The organism is Limnohabitans simekii (SeqCode) (genome assembly GCF_965234735.1).
Lineage (GTDB): Bacteria > Pseudomonadota > Gammaproteobacteria > Burkholderiales > Burkholderiaceae_C > Limnohabitans > Limnohabitans simekii.
The window spans coordinates 114,307-132,287 of the sequence record NZ_OZ248542.1; the positions used below are offsets into that span (position 1 = coordinate 114,307).

Genomic DNA, 17,981 nt, shown 5'->3' on the forward strand with positions numbered 1-17,981 from the left:
TGGGCTTTTCGGAATTACCGAATACCCCCCTTTGTTAGGACATTCTCAATGCCAACCATCAATCAATTGGTGCGCCACGGACGCGAAGTCGAAAAGACCAAGTCCAAGAGCCCAGCGATGCAAAACTCGCCACAGCGTCGTGGTGTTTGCACCCGCGTGTACACCACCACCCCTAAAAAACCAAACTCCGCCCTGCGTAAAGTGGCCAAAGTGCGTTTGACCAACGGCTTTGAAGTCATTTCCTACATTGGCGGCGAAGGCCACAACCTGCAAGAACACTCTGTGGTGTTGGTGCGCGGTGGTCGTGTCAAAGATTTGCCCGGTGTGCGTTACCACATCGTGCGCGGTTCACTCGACTTGCAAGGCGTGAAAGACCGCAAGCAGTCACGTTCCAAATACGGCGCCAAGCGCCCCAAGAAAGCCTGATGTACATCAGGTGTTTTGCAGGCTCTGGCTGGGCTTGCAAAACAAAGATCCGTTAGAGCAAACCTGTAGTTTGCGCGGGTCGAGTAAGTGGAGGTCTTCATGGCCTTCGCGGATGTGCCCAGCACATCCAACTGAAACACAAAGGAAGAAACATGCCACGTCGTCGCGAAGTCCCGAAACGGGAAATACTGCCTGATCCCAAATACGGCAACATCGAGCTGTCCAAATTCATGAACGTTGTCATGGAAAGCGGCAAAAAAGCGGTTGCCGAGCGCATCATCTACGGTGCCCTGGAACAAATCCAAGCCAAATCTGGCAAAGACCCCCTCGAGTTGTTCAGCCACGCCATCAACAATGTCAAGCCCATGGTCGAGGTGAAATCCCGCCGTGTCGGTGGTGCCAACTACCAAGTGCCTGTTGAAGTGCGTCCTGTTCGTCGCTTGGCCTTGTCCATGCGTTGGATCAAAGAAGCTGCTCGCAAGCGTGGCGAAAAATCCATGGCCTTGCGTTTGGCCAATGAATTGCTGGAAGCGGCCGAAGGCCGTGGCGGCGCCATGAAAAAGCGTGACGAAGTTCACCGCATGGCTGAGGCTAACAAGGCGTTCTCACACTTCCGCTTCTAAAAGCACCCGCATCGCGGGTCTCATGTGTGGCTGGGGTTGTCGGCGCGATGTCACGTATTTTTCGCACAACCTCTTTAGACTCAGACCCGCTCGCTACCCACCACAAGTGGTGTAGCGATTTTTTGTTTTTAACTGAATTCCCAAGAGGTTGACCATGGCACGCAAGACTCCTATCGAGCGCTATCGCAATATTGGTATTTCTGCCCACATTGACGCGGGCAAAACCACCACCACCGAGCGCATTCTTTTTTATACCGGCGTGAACCACAAAATTGGTGAAGTGCATGATGGCGCGGCCACCATGGACTGGATGGAGCAAGAGCAAGAGCGTGGCATCACCATCACCTCTGCGGCCACCACCTGTTTCTGGAAGGGCATGGACGCCTCCTTCCCCGAGCACCGCATCAACATCATCGACACCCCCGGACACGTGGACTTCACCATCGAGGTCGAGCGTTCCATGCGTGTGTTGGACGGTGCTTGCATGGTGTACTGCGCCGTGGGTGGTGTGCAACCCCAATCCGAAACCGTTTGGCGTCAAGCCAACAAGTACAAAGTGCCTCGCTTGGCCTTTGTCAACAAAATGGACCGCACCGGCGCCAATTTCTTCAAGGTCTACGACCAAATGAAATTGCGCTTGAAAGCCAACCCCATTCCCATTGTGATCCCCATTGGCGCCGAAGAGCACTTCCGTGGCGTGGTCGACCTGCGCAAGATGAAAGCCATCATTTGGGATGAGGCCTCACAGGGCATGAAGTTCACCTTCGAAGAGATTCCCGCAGAGTTGTTGGAAGAAGCCAAAAAATGGCGCGAAGGCATGGTTGAAGCAGCGGCCGAAGCCTCAGAAGAGTTGATGAACAAATACCTGGAAGAAGGTGATTTGACCGAAGCCGAAATCACCCATGGTTTGCGCATCCGCACCATCGCCAGTGAAATCCAGCCCATGATGTGTGGCACCGCCTTTAAAAACAAGGGCGTGCAACGCATGTTGGACGCAGTCATCGAATTGATGCCTTCGCCCATCGACATTCCCCCTGTTGGCGGCACCGATGACGATGAAAAAGAAGTCTTCCGCAAAGCCGACGACAACGAAAAATTCTCTTCACTCGCTTTCAAATTGATGACCGACCCGTTTGTGGGTCAGCTCACTTTCGTGCGTGTTTACTCAGGCGTCTTGAAAAAGGGCGACACGGTTTACAACCCGATCAAAGGCAAGAAAGAGCGCATCGGTCGTATCGTGCAAATGCACGCTAACAACCGTGAAGAAGTCGATGAAATTTGCGCTGGCGACATCGCGGCTTGCGTGGGTTTGAAAGACGTGACCACCGGCGAAACCTTGTGCGATCCCGACAACATCGTGATGCTCGAGCGCATGGTGTTCCCTGAGCCTGTGATTGCCCAGGCCGTCGAACCCAAGACCAAAGCCGACCAAGAAAAAATGGGCATTGCCCTGCAACGCCTGGCTGCTGAAGATCCTTCTTTCCGCGTGAAAACCGACGAAGAATCTGGCCAGACCATCATTGCCGGTATGGGCGAATTGCACCTCGAGATCATCGTGGACCGCATGAAGCGCGAATTCGGTGTCGAGGCCAATGTGGGCAAGCCCCAAGTGGCTTACCGCGAAACCATTCGCAAAACCATCGAAGACAGCGAAGGCAAGTTTGTTCGTCAGTCGGGTGGTAAGGGTCAATATGGTCACGTGGTGTTCAAAATCGAACCCAACGAAGCCGGTAAAGGCTTTGAGTTCGTGGACGCCATCAAAGGGGGTGTGGTGCCCCGTGAATACATTCCTGCGGTTGAAAAAGGCGTCATTGAAGCCTTGACCGCTGGCGTGTTGGCTGGTTACCCCGTGGTTGACGTCAAAGTCACTCTGCATTTCGGTTCCTACCATGACGTGGACTCCTCGGAAATGGCGTTCAAGATGGCGGCCATCTTCGGTTTCAAAGAAGGTTGCAAGAAAGCCAGCCCGGTCATTCTCGAACCCATGATGGCGGTTGAAGTGGAAACGCCAGAAGACTACGCCGGTAACGTGATGGGCGACTTGTCCTCACGCCGTGGCATGGTCCAAGGCATGGAAGACATGGTCGGTGGCGGCAAAGCCATCAAGGCTGAAGTGCCCTTGTCCGAGATGTTTGGTTACTCGACCACATTGCGCTCCATGTCGCAAGGTCGCGCCACCTACTCCATGGAGTTCAAACACTACACCGAAGCCCCCCGCAATGTGGCCGAAGCCATCGTGGCAGCAAGGGCAAAGTAAATACTTGGGGACAGATCAAACCGCTTGCGGTTTGATCTGTCCCCTCTGATCAAACATGGGGACTTGCCCGCCGCTTGCGGTTTGCGCTGTCCCCTCTGACGAGTCATGGGGACATGCCTGCCGCTTGCGGTTTGCTCTGTCCCCGCTGATCAGGCAGATTTGAAGTGTCTGCGACGATGCGCCGCTTTGTCACCCGTGCAAAGCGAACCAGCAGCATCGTGCAGACGTAAAACCAAGCACGGGCATTGTTCTTTGGAGAATTGAAATGGCAAAAGGCAAGTTTGAGCGGACCAAACCGCACGTGAACGTGGGCACGATTGGCCACGTTGACCATGGCAAGACGACGCTGACAGCGGCGATCACGACGATTTTGTCGGCGAAGTTTGGTGGTGAGGCCAAGGCCTACGACCAAATTGATGCAGCGCCTGAAGAGAAGGCACGCGGCATCACGATCAACACGGCGCACGTGGAGTACGAGACGGAGAACCGTCACTACGCGCACGTGGACTGCCCCGGACACGCTGACTATGTGAAGAACATGATCACGGGTGCGGCGCAAATGGACGGCGCGATTTTGGTGTGCTCGGCCGCTGACGGCCCCATGCCCCAAACCCGCGAACACATTTTGTTGGCCCGCCAAGTGGGTGTGCCCTACATCATCGTGTTCCTGAATAAGTGCGACATGGTGGACGACGCCGAGTTGCTCGAGTTGGTGGAAATGGAAGTGCGCGAGTTGCTGGACAAATACGATTTCCCAGGCGACGCGACCCCCATCATCCATGGCTCAGCCAAGTTGGCTTTGGAAGGCGACAAAGGTCCTTTGGGCGAAGAAGCCATCTTCAAATTGGCCGCGGCTCTGGACTCTTACATCCCCACACCTGAGCGTGCCATTGACGGCGCGTTCTTGATGCCTGTGGAAGACGTGTTCTCCATCTCTGGCCGCGGTACCGTGGTGACAGGTCGCGTCGAGCGCGGCATCATCAAGGTTGGCGAAGAGATCGAAATCGTGGGCATTGTGGACACAGTGAAGACCACTTGCACGGGCGTTGAGATGTTCCGCAAGTTGCTGGACCAAGGCCAAGCGGGTGACAACGTGGGTATTTTGTTGCGCGGCACCAAGCGCGAAGACGTGCAGCGCGGCCAAGTGCTGTGCAAGCCCGGCTCGGTCAAACCGCACACCCATTTCACGGCTGAGATTTACGTGTTGAGCAAAGACGAAGGTGGTCGCCACACGCCTTTCTTCAACAACTACCGTCCCCAGTTCTACTTCCGCACGACGGACGTGACCGGCGCGATCGAATTGCCAGAAGGCAAAGAGATGGTGATGCCTGGTGACAACGTGTCGATCACGGTGAAGTTGATCCACCCGATTGCGATGGAAGAGGGCTTGCGCTTTGCCATCCGCGAGGGCGGCAAAACTGTTGGCGCCGGTGTCGTTGCCAAAATCATTGCTTAAGGAAACCACATGTCTTCTAAGCAAAAAATCCGCATCCGCCTCAAAGCGTTCGACTACAAACTGATTGACCAATCTGCGGCTGAAATCGTGGACACGGCCAAACGCACTGGTGCGATTGTCAAAGGCCCCGTGCCTTTGCCCACCCGCATGAAGCGTTTCGACATCCTGCGTTCACCCCACGTGAACAAATCCAGCCGGGATCAATTGGAAATCCGTACACACCAACGCCTGATGGACATCGTGGACCCCACCGATAAAACGGTCGACGCTTTGATGAAGCTCGACTTGCCTGCCGGTGTGGACGTCGAAATCAAGCTGCAGTAAGAAATTAGGCATCCTTTGTGGGGTGTCTTGGTTGGGTTGGGGCTGAAAGCTGGCGCACTGCCAGTTTTCGGCTATAATCCAAGGCTTCGCGTGATTTGCGCGGAGAAATTATCAACCTTCTTTCATACACCAAACGCAACTGCCAATTGAAGTGGATGCGGTGAAAGTTTTGGAGAACAACATGAGTCAAAGCAATCGTTTGGGATTGCTGGGCCGCAAGGTGGGCATGATGCGTCTGTTCACTGATGATGGGGACGCAGTGCCTGTCACAGTGGTGGATGTTTCTAACAACCGTGTAACCCAGGTCAAGACCCAAGAAAATGACGGCTACGTGGCCTTGCAGGTCACCTTCGGCGCCCGCAAAGCGTCGCGTGTCACCAAGCCTCAGGCTGGTCACATGGCCAAAGCTGGCGTTGAAGCCGGCGAAATCACCCAAGAATTCCGCGTCACCGAAGAAACCGCAGCCCAATATCCGGCTGGTTCTTCCGTGCCTGCTGCTGCCATCTTCACCGTTGGCGAAAAAGTGGACGTGCAAGGCACCTCCATCGGCAAAGGTTTTGCGGGCACCATCAAGCGTCACAATTTCCGCTCACAGCGTGCCTCTCACGGTAACAGCCGTTCGCACAATGTGCCCGGTTCCATCTCCATGGCCCAGGATCCTGGCCGTGTGTTTCCTGGCAAAAAAATGTCAGGCCACTTGGGTGACGTGACTTGCACCACGCAAAACCTGGACGTGATTCGCATCGACGAAGCGCGCCAACTGTTGTTGATCAAAGGCGCTGTGCCCGGATCAGCCGGTGGCTTCGTGACCGTGCGTCATGCCATCAAAGCCAAGGGAGCCAACTGATGCAAATCGAACTCCTGAACGATCAAGGCCAAGCTTCTGCCAAGTTTGAAGCGCCTGAAACCTTGTTTGGCCGCGACTACAACGAAGACTTGGTTCACCAAATCGTCGTTGCTTACCAAGCCAATGCACGTCAAGGCACCCGCGCTCAAAAAGACCGCGAACAAGTCAAGCACTCCACCAAGAAGCCGTTCAAGCAAAAAGGCACCGGTCGTGCCCGTGCGGGTATGACTTCTTCGCCCATTTGGCGTGGCGGCGGTCGTGCATTCCCCAACAGCCCTGAAGAAAACTTTACCCAAAAAATCAACAAGAAGATGTACCGCGCTGGCATGGCCGCCATCTTCTCCCAGTTGGTGCGTGAAGGCCGCTTGGCTGTGGTGGACTCCATCAAAATCGAAGCACCAAAAACCAAGTTGCTGGCTTCCAAATTGAAAGCCATGAACCTGCAGTCCGTGTTGGTCATTTCCGAAGAAGTGGATGACAACTTGTACTTCGCAGCGCGCAACCTGGCCAATGTGCTGGTGGTTGAACCCCGTTATGCCGACCCTGTGTCATTGGTCCACTACAAAAAAGTGCTGGTCACCAAAGGCGCTGTCGACAAACTCAAGGAGATGTTCGCATGAGCACCCCCAAATTTGACGAAGGCCGATTGATGGCCGTGTTGGTTGAACCCATCGTGTCTGAAAAAGCCACCATGGTCGCCGAAAAATCCAATGCAGTCACTTTCAAAGTGCTGCAAAACGCCACCAAGCCCGAGATCAAAGCGGCAGTTGAACTGATGTTCAAAGTCGAGGTCAAAGGCGTGTCCGTGGTCAACATCAAAGGCAAAACCAAGCGTTTTGGCCGCTCTGTGGGCCGCCGCGATCACGTGCGTAAGGCTTACGTGACGTTGAAAGACGGTCAAGAGCTCAACCTGTCTGGAGAGGTGGCTTAATCATGGCAGTCATCAAAATGAAACCAACCTCACCCGGTCAACGGGGTGTGGTCAAGGTCACGCGTGACCATTTGTTCAAAGGCCCAGGTTATGCGCCCTTGTTGGAACCCCAGTTCCAAAAAGCCGGTCGCAACAACAACGGTCACATCACCACCCGCCACAAGGGCGGTGGCCACAAGCACCACTACCGCGTGGTCGATTTCCGTCGCGTCAAAGATGGCATTCCTGCCAAAGTTGAACGCATCGAATACGACCCCAACCGCACCGCGCACATTGCCCTGGTTTGCTACGCCGATGGCGAGCGCACCTACATCATTGCGCCACGCGGTTTGGAAGTTGGTGCCACGATTCACAGCGGTGCAGAAGCTCCGATCCGTGCAGGCAACACCTTGCCCATTCGCAACATCCCCGTGGGTTCAACCATCCACTGCATCGAGTTGCGTCCTGGCAAAGGCGCTCAAATCGCGCGTTCAGCGGGCACCTCGGCCACCTTGTTGGCGCGTGAAGGCACCTACGCTCAAGTGCGCATGCGCTCTGGTGAGGTTCGCAAGATCCACATCGAATGCCGCGCCACCATTGGCGAAGTGGCCAACGAAGAACACAGCTTGCGTCAATTGGGCAAGGCCGGTGTCAAGCGCTGGATGGGTATCCGCCCAACCGTGCGAGGCGTCGCCATGAACCCCATCGATCACCCGCACGGTGGTGGTGAAGGTCGCACTGGCGAAGGCCGTGCTCCGGTTGACCCATGGGGCAACCTGACCAAAGGCTACCGCACCCGCAACAACAAGCGCACGCAAGTCATGATCGTCTCGCGTCGCAAGAAATAAGGGTTAACACATGACACGCTCACTCAAAAAAGGCCCGTTTGTTGACCATCACTTGTTGGCCAAGACGGAAAAAGCCGTTGCCACCAAAGACAAAAAGCCCATCAAAACCTGGTCACGCCGCTCCATGGTGTTGCCCGATTTCATCGGCTTGACCATCGCGGTCCACAACGGCAAGCAACACGTGCCGGTCTATATCACCGACCAAATGGTGGGTCACAAGTTGGGCGAATTCGCCTTGACGCGGACCTTCAAAGGCCATCCGGCGGACAAAAAAGTCCAGAAGAAGTAAGGAGCAGCTATGGAAACACGTGCAGTCCTGCGAGGTGTGCGCTTATCGGTCGACAAAGGCCGATTGGTAGCAGACTTGATTCGCGGCAAAAAAGTGGACCAGGCTTTAAACATCCTGACCTTCACACAGAAAAAAGCAGCGGGCATCGTTAAGAAGGTGCTTGAATCCGCCATTGCCAATGCCGAGCATAACGATGGCGCGGACATTGACGAGTTGCGCGTCAAGACCATTTACGTGGAACAAGGCGCAACCCTCAAGCGTTTCACAGCGCGTGCCAAAGGCCGCGGCAACAGCATCAGCAAGCCCACGTGCCATGTGTACGTGACGGTTGGCAACTGAAAGGTCTAGGAAGATATGGGACAAAAAATCCACCCCACCGGGTTCCGCCTGTCGGTCAGCCGCAACTGGGCCAGCCGCTGGTACGCCTCTAACAAAGACTTCGCCGGCATGCTGGCCGAAGACATCAAGGTGCGCGAGTACCTGAAGGTCAAACTCAAGAATGCGGCTGTGTCGCGCATCTTGATCGAGCGCCCTGCAAAAAATGCCCGCATCACCATTTTTTCCGCACGTCCAGGCGTGGTCATCGGTAAAAAAGGCGAGGACATTGAAAACCTCAAGAAGGAATTGGCCGCGCGTTTGGGCGTGCCTGTCGCCGTCAACATCGAAGAAGTGCGCAAGCCTGAAATCGATGCCCAATTGATCGCTGACAGCATCACCCAACAGCTCGAAAAACGCATCATGTTCCGCCGCGCCATGAAACGCGCCATGCAAAACGCCATGCGTCTGGGTGCCCAAGGCATCAAGATCATGTCGGCAGGCCGTTTGAACGGCATCGAGATCGCACGGACCGAGTGGTATCGTGAAGGTCGCGTGCCACTTCACACCCTGCGTGCAGACATCGACTACGCCACCTCTGAAGCCAAAACAACTTACGGCATCATTGGTGTCAAAGTGTGGGTCTACAAAGGCGACACCTTGGGTCGCAACGATGCACCAGCAGCCCAAGAACCTCGTTCAGATGACGAGCGCCGCCCCCGCGGTCCCCGTCGTGATGCTCGCCCAGCCGGCGATCGTCCACCAGCCCGTGGCGCTCGTCGCCCAGCTGGCACCAATGCCGCACCGGCGGATGGCAGCGATAAACCCGCTGAAGCCACCGATGCTCCCAAAACCACCGTCAAGCGCGTCCGCAAGGTAGCCGCGCCCGCATCCACTGGCACGGCTGCGGACGGAAAAGGAGAATAAGCATGCTGCAACCAGCGCGCCGTAAATACCGCAAGGAACAAAAAGGTCGCAACACCGGCATTGCCACCCGTGGCAACACCGTGGCGTTCGGTGACTTTGGCCTGAAATCAACCGACCGTGGTCGTTTGACAGCTCGCCAAATCGAATCCGCCCGTCGTGCGATTTCCCGTCACGTCAAACGTGGTGGCCGCATTTGGATTCGCATCTTCCCCGACAAGCCGATTTCTCAAAAGCCTGCAGAAGTGCGTATGGGTAACGGTAAAGGCAACCCCGAGTACTACGTGGCTGAAATTCAGCCCGGCAAGGTGTTGTATGAAATCGTCGGTGTGCCCGAAGAACTCGCGCGTGAAGCCTTCCGTTTGGCTGCGGCCAAACTGCCTTTGCGCACCACGTTTGTTTCCCGCCTGATTGGCCAATGATTCAGGACAAGACACCATGAAAACATCTGAATTACGTCAAAAAGACGCTGCAGGTTTGCAGACGGAAATCAAGGAATTGCAAAAAGCGCACTTCAACATGCGCATGCAAAAAGCCACACAACAATTGACCAACACAGCGCAAATGAAAGTTGCTCGTCGCAGCATTGCACGTGCAAAAACCATTTTGGCCGAACAACAAGCCAAGGCGAAGGAGTGACCATGACAGAACCGAAAAAATCACTCAAACGCACTTTGATTGGCAAAGTGGTCAGTGCCAAACGCGCCAAAACCGTCACCGTGTTGGTCGAGCGCCGTGTCAAGCACGCGCTCTACGGCAAGATCGTGGGCAAGTCCAGCAAATACCATGCGCATGACGAAACCAGCCAATACCACTTGGGCGACGTGATCGAAATCACAGAAAGCCGTCCCATTTCCAAAACCAAAAACTGGGTCGCCACACGCCTGGTTGAGAAAGCGCCAGCGGTCTAGGACTTATTCCCTGCCCGCCCGCCGGTTTTCCAGAAATGACCCACAATCGTGGGTCATTTTTCATTTCCAGGAGCAAACAGCATGATCAAAGTCGGCGACACCCTTCCGCACACCACCCTGATGGAATATTCCGAAGTCGAGGGCAACGGTTGCAGCATCGGCCCCAACCCCGTGGACGTGGCCAAAGCCAGCGCAGGCAAGACCATCGCTTTGTTTGCCCTGCCGGGTGCCTTCACGCCCACCTGCTCTGCACAGCATGTGCCCGGTTATGTCAACAAACACGCAGAGCTGTTGTCCGCCGGTGTGGATGAAATTTGGTGTGTCAGCGTGAATGATGCGTTTGTGATGGGCGCTTGGGGCCGCGATTTGCACAGCACAGGCAAAGTGCGCATGATGGGTGACGGCGACGCCGACTTCACCAAGGCCACTGGCCTTACCTTGGACCTCACAGGCAAGGGCTTGGGCTTGCGCTCCAACCGTTATTCCATGTTGGTCAAAGACGGCAAAGTGGTCACCTTGAATGTTGAAGGTCCTGGTAAGTTCGAGGTGAGTGACGCCGACACCATGTTGTCGCAAGTCAAACACTGACATTCAACACAGCAGAAACCGTGCGCCATGGGCGGCGGTTTCAGTGGGCAGAATTCAGCTTCAAAGGACCTGTTGGTTTTGCAAAGCCTGAACCTGCTGCTGATCCATCCCCAACCAGTCTTGCAACACGGCTGTGGTGTGCTCACCCAAGCGGGGTGGCGCTGACAGGTGTTGCACCGGTGTCGCACTGAGCTTCATCGGACTGGCCACCAATTTCAAATCAGGTCGCAAGGGATGGTTCCACGACTCGATCATGCCGCGTGCTTGAACTTGGGGGTCATGGAACACTTCAGCCAAATCATTGATCGGGCCACATGGCACTTTGGCGGCTTCCAGCAGCGACAACCAATCGGCTTTGGGGCGAGCAACAAAAACCGCTGCCAACAAGGGAATCAAGACCTCCCGGTGGCGCACCCGGTCTTGGTTGCGCACAAAGCGGTCATCTTTTGACCATTCAGGGTGGCCCAAGCAATCGCACAGCTTGGCAAACTGGGTATCGTTTCCAACTGCCAAGATCATGAAATCACGCGCACCGCCGGGCTTAGGCGCTGTTTCAAAAACTTGGTAGGGCACGATGTTCACATGGGCATTGCCCATGCGACCGGGTGGTGGTTTGTGGTCGGGCAGGTTCACCAAATGGTTCGCGCCCAAATTGGCCAGCATCGCCACTTGGGTGTCTAGCAAGGCCATGTCGATGTGTTGACCGTGTCCGGTGCGTTCGGCGTGCCTGAGCGCCGCCAAGATGGCCACCGTGGCGTACATGCCGGTGAACAAGTCGGCCACCGCCACCCCCACTTTTTGCGGACCACCACCGGCATCATCACGTTCACCTGTGACGCTCATCAGGCCGCCCATGGCCTGCACCGCAAAGTCGTAACCAGCGCGGTCTTGGTAGGGGCCGGTTTGGCCAAAGCCGGTGATCGAGCAATAGACGAGAGCAGGGTTGATGGCCTTGAGCGTGTCGTAGTCCAAACCGTAACGCTTCATGTCGCCGACTTTGTAGTTCTCGACAAACACCTGGGCCTTGATCGCCATTTGCCGAATCAAATCTTGACCCGCAGGCAGCGACAAGTCGCAAGTGATGGAGCGTTTGTTGCGGTTCGCGCCCAAAAAGTAGGCTGACTCGGCGCTGTCTTGGCCCTCAGCGTCCTTTAAAAATGGCGGGCCCCAGCCACGCGTGTCGTCGCCTGTGCCGGGGCGTTCCACCTTCACCACATCTGCGCCCAAATCAGCCAGGGTTTGGGTGCTCCAGGGTCCGGCCAGCACCCGCGACAAATCAAGCACACGAACAGCGTCCAAAGCATTCATGGCCACATTGTGACTCAGCGAAGGCCTAGGGTGATAATGGCCGCAAAGTCGAGAGCCCATGAGCACCCGTATCCTCTTAATCGCCCACGCCCCCTTGGCAAACGCCTTGCGAGACTGCGCTTTGCATGTTTTTCCAGATTGCGCCCAAGCCATCATCGCCATCGATGTACCGCCTGATGAACCCCCCGAGCAAACTTTGGCCAACGCCAAAGAGTTGATGATGGGTCATGCCGCGCAAGACACCTTGATCTTGACCGATGTGTTGGGCGCCACACCTGCCAATGTGGCACAACGTCTGGTTGACGATGTGCAATCGCACCTGATTGCAGGCGTGAACTTGCCCATGTTGTTGCGCACCGTCTGCTACCGGCATGAGGATGTGCATGCCCTGGCCAAACGCGCCGTCGACGGCGGTGCACAAGGCGTGGTGCAAGTAGAAATCAGTAAAACCCTTTAAACCAGACGAACACGCTGTGATCAAACAAACCACCACCGTCATCAACAAACTCGGATTGCATGCCCGCGCGTCTGCCAAACTGACCAAAATTGCAGGCTCTTACCCTTGCGAAGTCTGGCTCTCGCGTGGTGACCGGCGGATCAATGCCAAGAGCATCATGGGCGTGATGATGTTGGCTGCGGGCCCTGGTTCTGTCATTGACATAGAGACAAACGGAGACCAAGAGCAAGAGGCCATGGAGGCCCTGCTGTCTTTGCTGGCCCATAAATTTGGGGAGAGCGAATAAAGATGACTTTCTCCATCCACGGACTGGCTGTCGCACGGGGCATCGCGATTGGGCGGGCCGTGTTGGTCGCGTCCAGTCGGGTGGATGTGGCCCACTATTTCATCAATGCGTCACAAATCGACGCCGAGTTGCAGCGCATCAACAGTGCCCGCCAAGCGGTGATGCAAGAAGTGCAGCGTTTGCACCAATCCGTGCCCAAGGACGCACCGCCCGAGTTGGCAGCTTTGCTTGAAGTGCACATGATGTTGCTGCAAGACGAGATGCTGGCTGATGGTGTCAAGCACTGGGTGACCGACCGTTTGTACAACGCCGAATGGGCGCTCACCTCGCAGTTGGAAGTGGTGACCCGGCAATTTGACGAAATGCAAGATGCATATTTGCGTGAACGCAAAGGCGACTTGGAGCAGGTGGTCGAGCGCTTGTTGCGCCACATGAAGGGCTTGCCTACCACGCTGCCGCAACCCACACCCCGCAAAGCCCACAGTTGGCAACAAGACCAATTGCTCGACGACAGCCACGACGTGCCACTGGTCTTGATTGCCCACGATTTATCGCCAGCGGACATGCTGCAGTTCAAACAAAGCGTGTTCACCGGCTTTGTCACCGATGTCGGTGGCAAAACCTCGCACACCGCCATCGTTGCCCGCAGCTTGGACATTCCGGCGGTGGTCGGTGCCCGCAACGCCAGCCATTTGGTGCGGCAAGACGATTGGGTCATCATCGACGGCGACGCGGGTGTCATCATCGTCGGGCCCTCGCCCATCATCTTGGAAGAGTACAGCTTCAAGCAACGACAAGCGCAACTCGAACGCGAGCGTCTTGCGCGTTTGAAGAACACGCCTGCCGTGACCATGGATGGACAAAAAATCAATTTGATGGCGAACATCGAATTGCCTGAAGACACAGCGCAGGCCGTGGCCATGGGCGCAGTGGGTGTGGGCTTGTTTCGCAGCGAGTTTTTATTCATGGGCCGTGAAGGCCAGCTGCCCGATGAAGAAGAGCAATTCCAAGCCTACAAGCGTGCGGTGGAAGGCATGAAGGGTTTGCCGGTCACGATCCGCACCGTGGATGTGGGGGCTGATAAGCCCTTGGACCGCACCACCAAAGACGAAGCCCATCTGAATCCCGCGCTGGGCTTGCGTGCCATTCGTTGGAGCCTGGCCGACCCCAGCATGTTCTTGAGCCAACTGCGGGCCATTTTGCGGGCCGCCATGCATGGCAAGGTGAATTTGCTCATCCCCATGCTGGCCCATGCCCGCGAAATACACCAAACCTTCCAGCTGCTGGCCCAAGCCCAGCAACAACTGGACCGACGCGGCGTGGCCTACGGCCCCTTGCGGGTGGGCGCCATGATTGAAGTGCCCGCTGCGGCGCTGAGCTTGCCGCTGTTCTTGAAGCACTTTGATTTTTTATCGGTCGGCACCAATGACTTGATTCAATACACCTTGGCCATCGACCGCGCCGATGAACAAGTGGCGCACTTGTACGACCCTTTGCACCCCGCCGTGTTGCAGTTGTTGGCCAACACCATCGCCCAAGGCGCGGCGGCCGGCAAAGAGGTGAGTTTGTGTGGCGAAATGGCAGGGGACCCGGCCTACACCCGTTTGTTGCTGGGCTTGGGTCTGCGGCATTTCTCCATGCACCCCACGCAGTTGCTGCGGGTCAAACAAGAGGTGTTGCGATCCGACACCAGTCGACTGGGCGCATGGGCGCAAGGGGTGTTGAACGCCGAGGACCCGAGCGCGGCCTTGTTGGGCTGAGCCTCAGGGCAACACGCCCCCGTTGAGCACGGTGGCATCGGTGTAAATTGTCTCCAAGGGGTACCGAATGCCCTTGGCATGGTCCTCGGCACATTGAATCAGCAGCCGGCTGCGGTGCCGTTCATGGCTTTGACGCATCTCTTCCAGGCTCATCCACAACGTGCGCACGATGCCTGTGTCAAGTTGGCGACTCTCATCGAACGCTCCTAAAACACCTGTGAATGCAAACCGCAGGTAGGTGATGTCTTCATCCGGGTCGTCGGGTGTGGGCGGTTTTTGAAAGCGCGACAGGTAAATGCCCACCAGCGCCGTGGGCCTGAAGTGAAACGCGGTTTCTTCCAACACCTCGCGGATACAGCCTTGCACCGGGGATTCACCAGGATCCAGGTGGCCGGCTGGGTTGTTCAGCATCAAGCCTTTGGGCGTGTGCTCTTCGACCAACAAATAGCGGCCCTGTTTTTCAATGATGCCAGCGACTGTCACACTGGGCTTCCAACGGTGGGTCATGGTGGAAAATACCCGATTTCTTGGGCGCTTGTTGAATCTGCGATGATTCTCGCCCATCAAGTAGAGGAGACAACCATGCTGATAGGCGTGCCTGCCGAAACCACGGCGGGTGAAACCCGTGTTGCCGTGACCCCTGAGACGGCCAAAAAAATCATTGCCCAAGGGCATCAAGTGCTGGTGCAAGCTGGCGCGGGCGTTGCTGCCAGCGTCACGGATGCAGCTTACGAAGCTGCGGGTGCGCAAATCACCGATGCCGCTGGCGCATTGGGTGCCGAGTTGGTGTTGAAGGTGCGCACACCCAGCAGCGCTGAGTTGGTGCACATGAAGTCGGGCGCGGCCTTGGTGGGCATGCTCAACCCCTTTGACGCCGACGGCTTGCAACGCATGGCCACCGCTGGTCTGACCAGCTTTGCTCTGGAAGCTGCACCGCGCACCACCCGCGCTCAAAGCATGGACGTGTTGTCGTCGCAGGCCAATATCGCGGGTTACAAAGCCGTGATGATCGCGGCGGACAAATACCAACGCTTCTTCCCCATGCTGATGACAGCCGCCGGAACGGTCAAGGCCGCTCGCGTCGTCATCTTGGGTGTGGGTGTGGCCGGTTTGCAAGCCATCGCCACCGCCAAGCGTTTGGGTGCGGTCATTGAAGCCTCGGATGTGCGCCCCAGCGTGAAAGAACAGGTCGAATCCTTGGGTGCGAAATTCATCGACGTGCCTTACGAAACAGCCGAAGAAAAAGAAGCCGCCGAAGGCGTGGGTGGTTATGCCCGCCCGATGCCGCAAAGCTGGCTGGACCGGCAAAAGCTCGAGGTGGCCAAGCGCGTGGCGCAAGCCGACATCGTCATCACCACCGCGCTCATTCCCGGCCGTGCCGCCCCCGTGTTGGTCACGGAAGACATGGTCAAAGCCATGAAGCCGGGCTCGGTCATCGTCGATTTGGCAGCGCCCGCTGGCGGCAACTGTCCCTTGACCGAAGCTGGCAAAACCGTCATCAAGCACGGCGTCACCTTGGTTGGCGAAACCAACTTGCCCGCCTTGGTGGCCGCTGATTCAAGCGCCCTGTATGCCCGCAATGTGCTCGACTTCTTGAAACTGGTGCTGCCCAAAGACAAGGGCTTCACCGTTGACCTCGAAGATGACATCGTGGCCGCTTGCCTCATGACCCAAGGCGGCGACGTCAAAAGGAAATAAACATGGATCACACCATCACCAACCTCATCATCTTCGTGCTGGCCATTTATGTGGGCTATCACGTGGTTTGGAACGTCACCCCCGCGTTGCACACGCCACTCATGGCGGTCACCAATGCGGTGTCGGCCATCATCATCGTCGGCGCCATGTTGGCGGCTGCACTCACCACCACCACGCTTGGCAAAACCATGGGCGTGTTGGCCGTGGCCTTGGCGGCGGTCAATGTGTTTGGCGGCTTCTTGGTTACGCGGCGCATGCTGGAGATGTTCAAGAAAAAAGCCCCCAAAGCAGGAGCTGACAAATGAGCATGAACCTTGTGGTGCTGCTGTATTTGGTGGCCAGTATTTGTTTCATCCAAGCCCTCAAAGGCTTGAGTCATCCCACCACCTCGATTCGGGGCAATGTCTTTGGCATGACCGGCATGGCCATCGCGGTCGTCACTACTGCAGCTTTGATTTTTAATCAGGCCAATCAATTAGGACAGGTTGATCCTGTTCAAGGCTTAGGCTGGGTGCTTCTCGGTTTGGTGGTTGGCGGCGGTGCCGGTACCCTCATGGCGCAGCGCGTTGAGATGACCAAGATGCCCGAGTTGGTGGCTTTCATGCACAGCATGATCGGCTTGGCGGCGGTGTTCATCGCCATTGCCGCGGTGGTCGAGCCCGCTGCGTTTGGCATCGTGTCGGCTGGGTTGGGCACCTTGGATATTCCCAACGGCAACCGCCTCGAGTTGTTCTTGGGTGCGGCCATTGGCGCCATCACCTTCAGCGGTTCGGTCATCGCCTTTGGCAAGCTCTCAGGCAAGTACAAATTCCGTTTGTTCCAAGGCGCACCCGTGGTGTTTGCCGGTCAGCACATGCTGAATCTGCTGATGGGCTTGGTCACACTGGGCTTGGGCGTGTATTTCATGTTCACCGGCAACTGGGACGCCTTCCTCATCATGCTGGCGCTGTCGTTTATCTTGGGCGTGCTCATCATCATCCCGATTGGCGGTGCTGACATGCCGGTGGTGGTGTCGATGCTCAACAGCTATTCGGGTTGGGCCGCCGCAGGTATTGGCTTCTCCTTGAACAACAGCATGCTGATCATTGCTGGTTCCTTGGTGGGCTCGTCGGGCGCGATCCTGAGCTACATCATGTGCAAGGCCATGAACCGTTCGTTCTTCAATGTCATCTTGGGCGGCTTCGGCGGCGAGGCCAGCAGTGCCGCTGCGGGCAGCACCGAGCAACGACCTGTCAAGAGCGGCAGCGCCGATGATGCTGCTTACATCTTGGCCAACGCCGAAACCGTCATCATCGTGCCTGGCTACGGTTTGGCCGTGGCCCGTGCCCAGCATGCGGTGAACGAATTGGCTGAAAAGCTCACGCACAAAGGCATCACGGTGAAATACGCCATCCACCCGGTGGCTGGTCGCATGCCCGGTCACATGAACGTGTTGCTGGCCGAGGCCGAAGTGCCTTACGACCAGGTGTTCGAGATGGAAGACATCAACGGTGAATTCGGCCAAGCCGATGTGGCCATCATCTTGGGCGCGAATGACGTGGTGAACCCTGCGGCCATGATCAAGGGCTCGCCCATTTATGGCATGCCGATTTTGGAAGCCTACAAAGCCAAAACCATCATCGTCAACAAACGCTCTATGGCGGCGGGCTACGCCGGTTTGGACAACGAGTTGTTCTACATGGACAAAACCATGATGGTGTTTGGCGACGCCAAGAAAGTGGTGGAAGACATGGTCAAGGCGGTGGAGTGACACC

General features: G+C 56.5%; 24 protein-coding genes. 22 read left to right on the forward strand and 2 right to left on the reverse strand.

Annotated elements, in window-relative coordinates:
- Nucleotides 1-48: 48 nt before the first annotated feature.
- The 16 genes from rpsL to AC8GFP_RS07075 all read left to right on the forward strand — a co-directional run bounded on the left by rpsL (nucleotide 49) and on the right by AC8GFP_RS07075 (nucleotide 10,718).
- Nucleotides 49-426, forward strand: a complete 378-nt coding sequence (rpsL, locus tag AC8GFP_RS07000; RefSeq protein WP_145895503.1) for a 30S ribosomal protein S12 — start codon at nucleotides 49-51, stop codon at nucleotides 424-426.
- A gap of 152 nt (nucleotides 427-578) precedes the next feature.
- Nucleotides 579-1,049: a 30S ribosomal protein S7 gene (gene rpsG / locus AC8GFP_RS07005; RefSeq protein WP_506611633.1), complete on the forward strand. Its 471-nt coding sequence runs from the start codon at nucleotides 579-581 to the stop codon at nucleotides 1,047-1,049.
- 154 nt (nucleotides 1,050-1,203) lie between these two features.
- On the forward strand, nucleotides 1,204-3,306 hold the full coding sequence (gene fusA, locus AC8GFP_RS07010) for an elongation factor G (RefSeq protein WP_506611635.1): 2,103 nt from the start codon (nucleotides 1,204-1,206) through the stop codon (nucleotides 3,304-3,306).
- A gap of 265 nt (nucleotides 3,307-3,571) precedes the next feature.
- Complete coding sequence (gene tuf, locus AC8GFP_RS07015; RefSeq protein ID WP_506611637.1) at nucleotides 3,572-4,762, forward strand: elongation factor Tu; 1,191 nt, start codon at nucleotides 3,572-3,574, stop codon at nucleotides 4,760-4,762.
- Nucleotides 4,763-4,771: 9 nt separating this feature from the next.
- Nucleotides 4,772-5,086, forward strand: a complete 315-nt coding sequence (gene rpsJ, locus AC8GFP_RS07020; RefSeq protein ID WP_191818402.1) for a 30S ribosomal protein S10 — start codon at nucleotides 4,772-4,774, stop codon at nucleotides 5,084-5,086.
- Nucleotides 5,087-5,267: 181 nt separating this feature from the next.
- Nucleotides 5,268-5,933: a 50S ribosomal protein L3 gene (gene rplC, locus AC8GFP_RS07025; RefSeq protein ID WP_506611640.1), complete on the forward strand. Its 666-nt coding sequence runs from the start codon at nucleotides 5,268-5,270 to the stop codon at nucleotides 5,931-5,933.
- Nucleotides 5,933-6,553: a 50S ribosomal protein L4 gene (gene rplD, locus AC8GFP_RS07030; RefSeq protein ID WP_506611642.1), complete on the forward strand. Its 621-nt coding sequence runs from the start codon at nucleotides 5,933-5,935 to the stop codon at nucleotides 6,551-6,553. The genes rplC and rplD overlap by 1 nt, the downstream gene beginning before the upstream one ends.
- Entirely contained in the window at nucleotides 6,550-6,864 is a 315-nt protein-coding gene (rplW, locus tag AC8GFP_RS07035; RefSeq protein ID WP_506611644.1) for a 50S ribosomal protein L23, read from the forward strand. Before rplD ends, rplW begins: the two co-directional genes overlap by 4 nt.
- A 2-nt stretch (nucleotides 6,865-6,866) precedes the next feature.
- Entirely contained in the window at nucleotides 6,867-7,691 is an 825-nt protein-coding gene (gene rplB / locus AC8GFP_RS07040; RefSeq protein ID WP_506611646.1) for a 50S ribosomal protein L2, read from the forward strand.
- 10 nt (nucleotides 7,692-7,701) lie between these two features.
- Nucleotides 7,702-7,980: a 30S ribosomal protein S19 gene (gene rpsS, locus AC8GFP_RS07045; protein ID WP_506611648.1), complete on the forward strand. Its 279-nt coding sequence runs from the start codon at nucleotides 7,702-7,704 to the stop codon at nucleotides 7,978-7,980.
- A gap of 9 nt (nucleotides 7,981-7,989) precedes the next feature.
- Complete coding sequence (gene rplV, locus AC8GFP_RS07050) at nucleotides 7,990-8,319, forward strand: 50S ribosomal protein L22 (protein ID WP_506611650.1); 330 nt, start codon at nucleotides 7,990-7,992, stop codon at nucleotides 8,317-8,319.
- 15 nt (nucleotides 8,320-8,334) lie between these two features.
- Nucleotides 8,335-9,222, forward strand: a complete 888-nt coding sequence (rpsC, locus tag AC8GFP_RS07055) for a 30S ribosomal protein S3 (RefSeq protein ID WP_506611651.1) — start codon at nucleotides 8,335-8,337, stop codon at nucleotides 9,220-9,222.
- Between the two features lie 2 nt (nucleotides 9,223-9,224).
- Nucleotides 9,225-9,641: a 50S ribosomal protein L16 gene (gene rplP / locus AC8GFP_RS07060; protein ID WP_506611653.1), complete on the forward strand. Its 417-nt coding sequence runs from the start codon at nucleotides 9,225-9,227 to the stop codon at nucleotides 9,639-9,641.
- A 16-nt stretch (nucleotides 9,642-9,657) separates the two neighbouring features.
- Nucleotides 9,658-9,858 carry a 50S ribosomal protein L29 gene (gene rpmC, locus AC8GFP_RS07065; RefSeq protein ID WP_506611655.1) on the forward strand — a complete coding sequence of 67 codons (201 nt, stop codon included), beginning with the start codon at nucleotides 9,658-9,660 and terminating at the stop codon, nucleotides 9,856-9,858.
- Nucleotides 9,859-9,860: 2 nt separating this feature from the next.
- The gene (gene rpsQ, locus AC8GFP_RS07070; protein WP_506611657.1) at nucleotides 9,861-10,130 is read left to right on the forward strand and encodes a 30S ribosomal protein S17; all 270 of its coding nucleotides are present in this window, start codon (nucleotides 9,861-9,863) and stop codon (nucleotides 10,128-10,130) included.
- A gap of 81 nt (nucleotides 10,131-10,211) precedes the next feature.
- Nucleotides 10,212-10,718: a peroxiredoxin gene (locus AC8GFP_RS07075; protein WP_506611659.1), complete on the forward strand. Its 507-nt coding sequence runs from the start codon at nucleotides 10,212-10,214 to the stop codon at nucleotides 10,716-10,718.
- A 60-nt stretch (nucleotides 10,719-10,778) separates the two neighbouring features.
- Here AC8GFP_RS07075 and AC8GFP_RS07080 read toward each other — a convergent pair whose 3' ends face one another.
- Nucleotides 10,779-12,026 carry a CaiB/BaiF CoA transferase family protein gene (locus AC8GFP_RS07080; protein WP_506611661.1) on the reverse strand — a complete coding sequence of 416 codons (1,248 nt, stop codon included), beginning with the start codon at nucleotides 12,024-12,026 and terminating at the stop codon, nucleotides 10,779-10,781.
- A gap of 58 nt (nucleotides 12,027-12,084) precedes the next feature.
- Between AC8GFP_RS07080 and AC8GFP_RS07085 the strand changes: the two genes are divergently transcribed.
- The 3 genes from AC8GFP_RS07085 to ptsP are packed head-to-tail and all read left to right on the forward strand — an operon-like array spanning nucleotide 12,085 to nucleotide 14,529.
- Nucleotides 12,085-12,483, forward strand: a complete 399-nt coding sequence (locus AC8GFP_RS07085) for a PTS sugar transporter subunit IIA (RefSeq protein ID WP_506611663.1) — start codon at nucleotides 12,085-12,087, stop codon at nucleotides 12,481-12,483.
- A gap of 16 nt (nucleotides 12,484-12,499) precedes the next feature.
- Entirely contained in the window at nucleotides 12,500-12,769 is a 270-nt protein-coding gene (locus AC8GFP_RS07090; RefSeq protein WP_506611664.1) for an HPr family phosphocarrier protein, read from the forward strand.
- 2 nt (nucleotides 12,770-12,771) lie between these two features.
- Complete coding sequence (gene ptsP, locus AC8GFP_RS07095) at nucleotides 12,772-14,529, forward strand: phosphoenolpyruvate--protein phosphotransferase (protein ID WP_506611666.1); 1,758 nt, start codon at nucleotides 12,772-12,774, stop codon at nucleotides 14,527-14,529.
- 3 nt (nucleotides 14,530-14,532) lie between these two features.
- On the opposite strand, the gene AC8GFP_RS07100 is transcribed toward ptsP, so the two are convergent.
- Nucleotides 14,533-15,036: an NUDIX hydrolase gene (locus AC8GFP_RS07100; protein WP_506611668.1), complete on the reverse strand. Its 504-nt coding sequence runs from the start codon at nucleotides 15,034-15,036 to the stop codon at nucleotides 14,533-14,535.
- A gap of 75 nt (nucleotides 15,037-15,111) precedes the next feature.
- On the opposite strand from AC8GFP_RS07100, the gene AC8GFP_RS07105 reads away from it, so the two are divergent.
- The 3 genes from AC8GFP_RS07105 to AC8GFP_RS07115 are packed head-to-tail and all read left to right on the forward strand — an operon-like array spanning nucleotide 15,112 to nucleotide 17,977.
- Nucleotides 15,112-16,227 carry a Re/Si-specific NAD(P)(+) transhydrogenase subunit alpha gene (locus AC8GFP_RS07105; protein ID WP_506611670.1) on the forward strand — a complete coding sequence of 372 codons (1,116 nt, stop codon included), beginning with the start codon at nucleotides 15,112-15,114 and terminating at the stop codon, nucleotides 16,225-16,227.
- Nucleotides 16,228-16,229: 2 nt separating this feature from the next.
- A complete protein-coding gene (locus AC8GFP_RS07110; protein WP_506611672.1) occupies nucleotides 16,230-16,532 on the forward strand; it encodes an NAD(P) transhydrogenase subunit alpha part 2 in 303 nt (100 codons plus the stop codon).
- On the forward strand, nucleotides 16,529-17,977 hold the full coding sequence (locus tag AC8GFP_RS07115; RefSeq protein WP_506611674.1) for an NAD(P)(+) transhydrogenase (Re/Si-specific) subunit beta: 1,449 nt from the start codon (nucleotides 16,529-16,531) through the stop codon (nucleotides 17,975-17,977). Before AC8GFP_RS07110 ends, AC8GFP_RS07115 begins: the two co-directional genes overlap by 4 nt.
- Nucleotides 17,978-17,981: the final 4 nt, after the last annotated feature.

Excerpts from the sequence above, each read along its gene's own strand:
- rpsL (WP_145895503.1), top strand. The coding sequence starts at position 49 with ATGCCAACCATCAATCAATTGGTGCGCCACGGACGCGAAGTCGAAAAG.
- rpsG (WP_506611633.1), top strand. The coding sequence starts at position 579 with ATGCCACGTCGTCGCGAAGTCCCGAAACGGGAAATACTGCCTGATCCC.
- fusA (WP_506611635.1), top strand. The coding sequence starts at position 1,204 with ATGGCACGCAAGACTCCTATCGAGCGCTATCGCAATATTGGTATTTCT.
- tuf (WP_506611637.1), top strand. The coding sequence starts at position 3,572 with ATGGCAAAAGGCAAGTTTGAGCGGACCAAACCGCACGTGAACGTGGGC.
- rpsJ (WP_191818402.1), top strand. The coding sequence starts at position 4,772 with ATGTCTTCTAAGCAAAAAATCCGCATCCGCCTCAAAGCGTTCGACTAC.
- rplC (WP_506611640.1), top strand. The coding sequence starts at position 5,268 with ATGAGTCAAAGCAATCGTTTGGGATTGCTGGGCCGCAAGGTGGGCATG.
- rplD (WP_506611642.1), top strand. The coding sequence starts at position 5,933 with ATGCAAATCGAACTCCTGAACGATCAAGGCCAAGCTTCTGCCAAGTTT.
- rplW (WP_506611644.1), top strand. The coding sequence starts at position 6,550 with ATGAGCACCCCCAAATTTGACGAAGGCCGATTGATGGCCGTGTTGGTT.
- rplB (WP_506611646.1), top strand. The coding sequence starts at position 6,867 with ATGGCAGTCATCAAAATGAAACCAACCTCACCCGGTCAACGGGGTGTG.
- rpsS (WP_506611648.1), top strand. The coding sequence starts at position 7,702 with ATGACACGCTCACTCAAAAAAGGCCCGTTTGTTGACCATCACTTGTTG.
- rplV (WP_506611650.1), top strand. The coding sequence starts at position 7,990 with ATGGAAACACGTGCAGTCCTGCGAGGTGTGCGCTTATCGGTCGACAAA.
- rpsC (WP_506611651.1), top strand. The coding sequence starts at position 8,335 with ATGGGACAAAAAATCCACCCCACCGGGTTCCGCCTGTCGGTCAGCCGC.
- rplP (WP_506611653.1), top strand. The coding sequence starts at position 9,225 with ATGCTGCAACCAGCGCGCCGTAAATACCGCAAGGAACAAAAAGGTCGC.
- rpmC (WP_506611655.1), top strand. The coding sequence starts at position 9,658 with ATGAAAACATCTGAATTACGTCAAAAAGACGCTGCAGGTTTGCAGACG.
- rpsQ (WP_506611657.1), top strand. The coding sequence starts at position 9,861 with ATGACAGAACCGAAAAAATCACTCAAACGCACTTTGATTGGCAAAGTG.
- AC8GFP_RS07075 (WP_506611659.1), top strand. The coding sequence starts at position 10,212 with ATGATCAAAGTCGGCGACACCCTTCCGCACACCACCCTGATGGAATAT.
- AC8GFP_RS07080 (WP_506611661.1), bottom strand. The coding sequence starts at position 12,026 with ATGAATGCTTTGGACGCTGTTCGTGTGCTTGATTTGTCGCGGGTGCTG.
- AC8GFP_RS07085 (WP_506611663.1), top strand. The coding sequence starts at position 12,085 with ATGAGCACCCGTATCCTCTTAATCGCCCACGCCCCCTTGGCAAACGCC.
- ptsP (WP_506611666.1), top strand. The coding sequence starts at position 12,772 with ATGACTTTCTCCATCCACGGACTGGCTGTCGCACGGGGCATCGCGATT.
- AC8GFP_RS07100 (WP_506611668.1), bottom strand. The coding sequence starts at position 15,036 with ATGACCCACCGTTGGAAGCCCAGTGTGACAGTCGCTGGCATCATTGAA.
- AC8GFP_RS07105 (WP_506611670.1), top strand. The coding sequence starts at position 15,112 with ATGCTGATAGGCGTGCCTGCCGAAACCACGGCGGGTGAAACCCGTGTT.
- AC8GFP_RS07110 (WP_506611672.1), top strand. The coding sequence starts at position 16,230 with ATGGATCACACCATCACCAACCTCATCATCTTCGTGCTGGCCATTTAT.
- AC8GFP_RS07115 (WP_506611674.1), top strand. The coding sequence starts at position 16,529 with ATGAGCATGAACCTTGTGGTGCTGCTGTATTTGGTGGCCAGTATTTGT.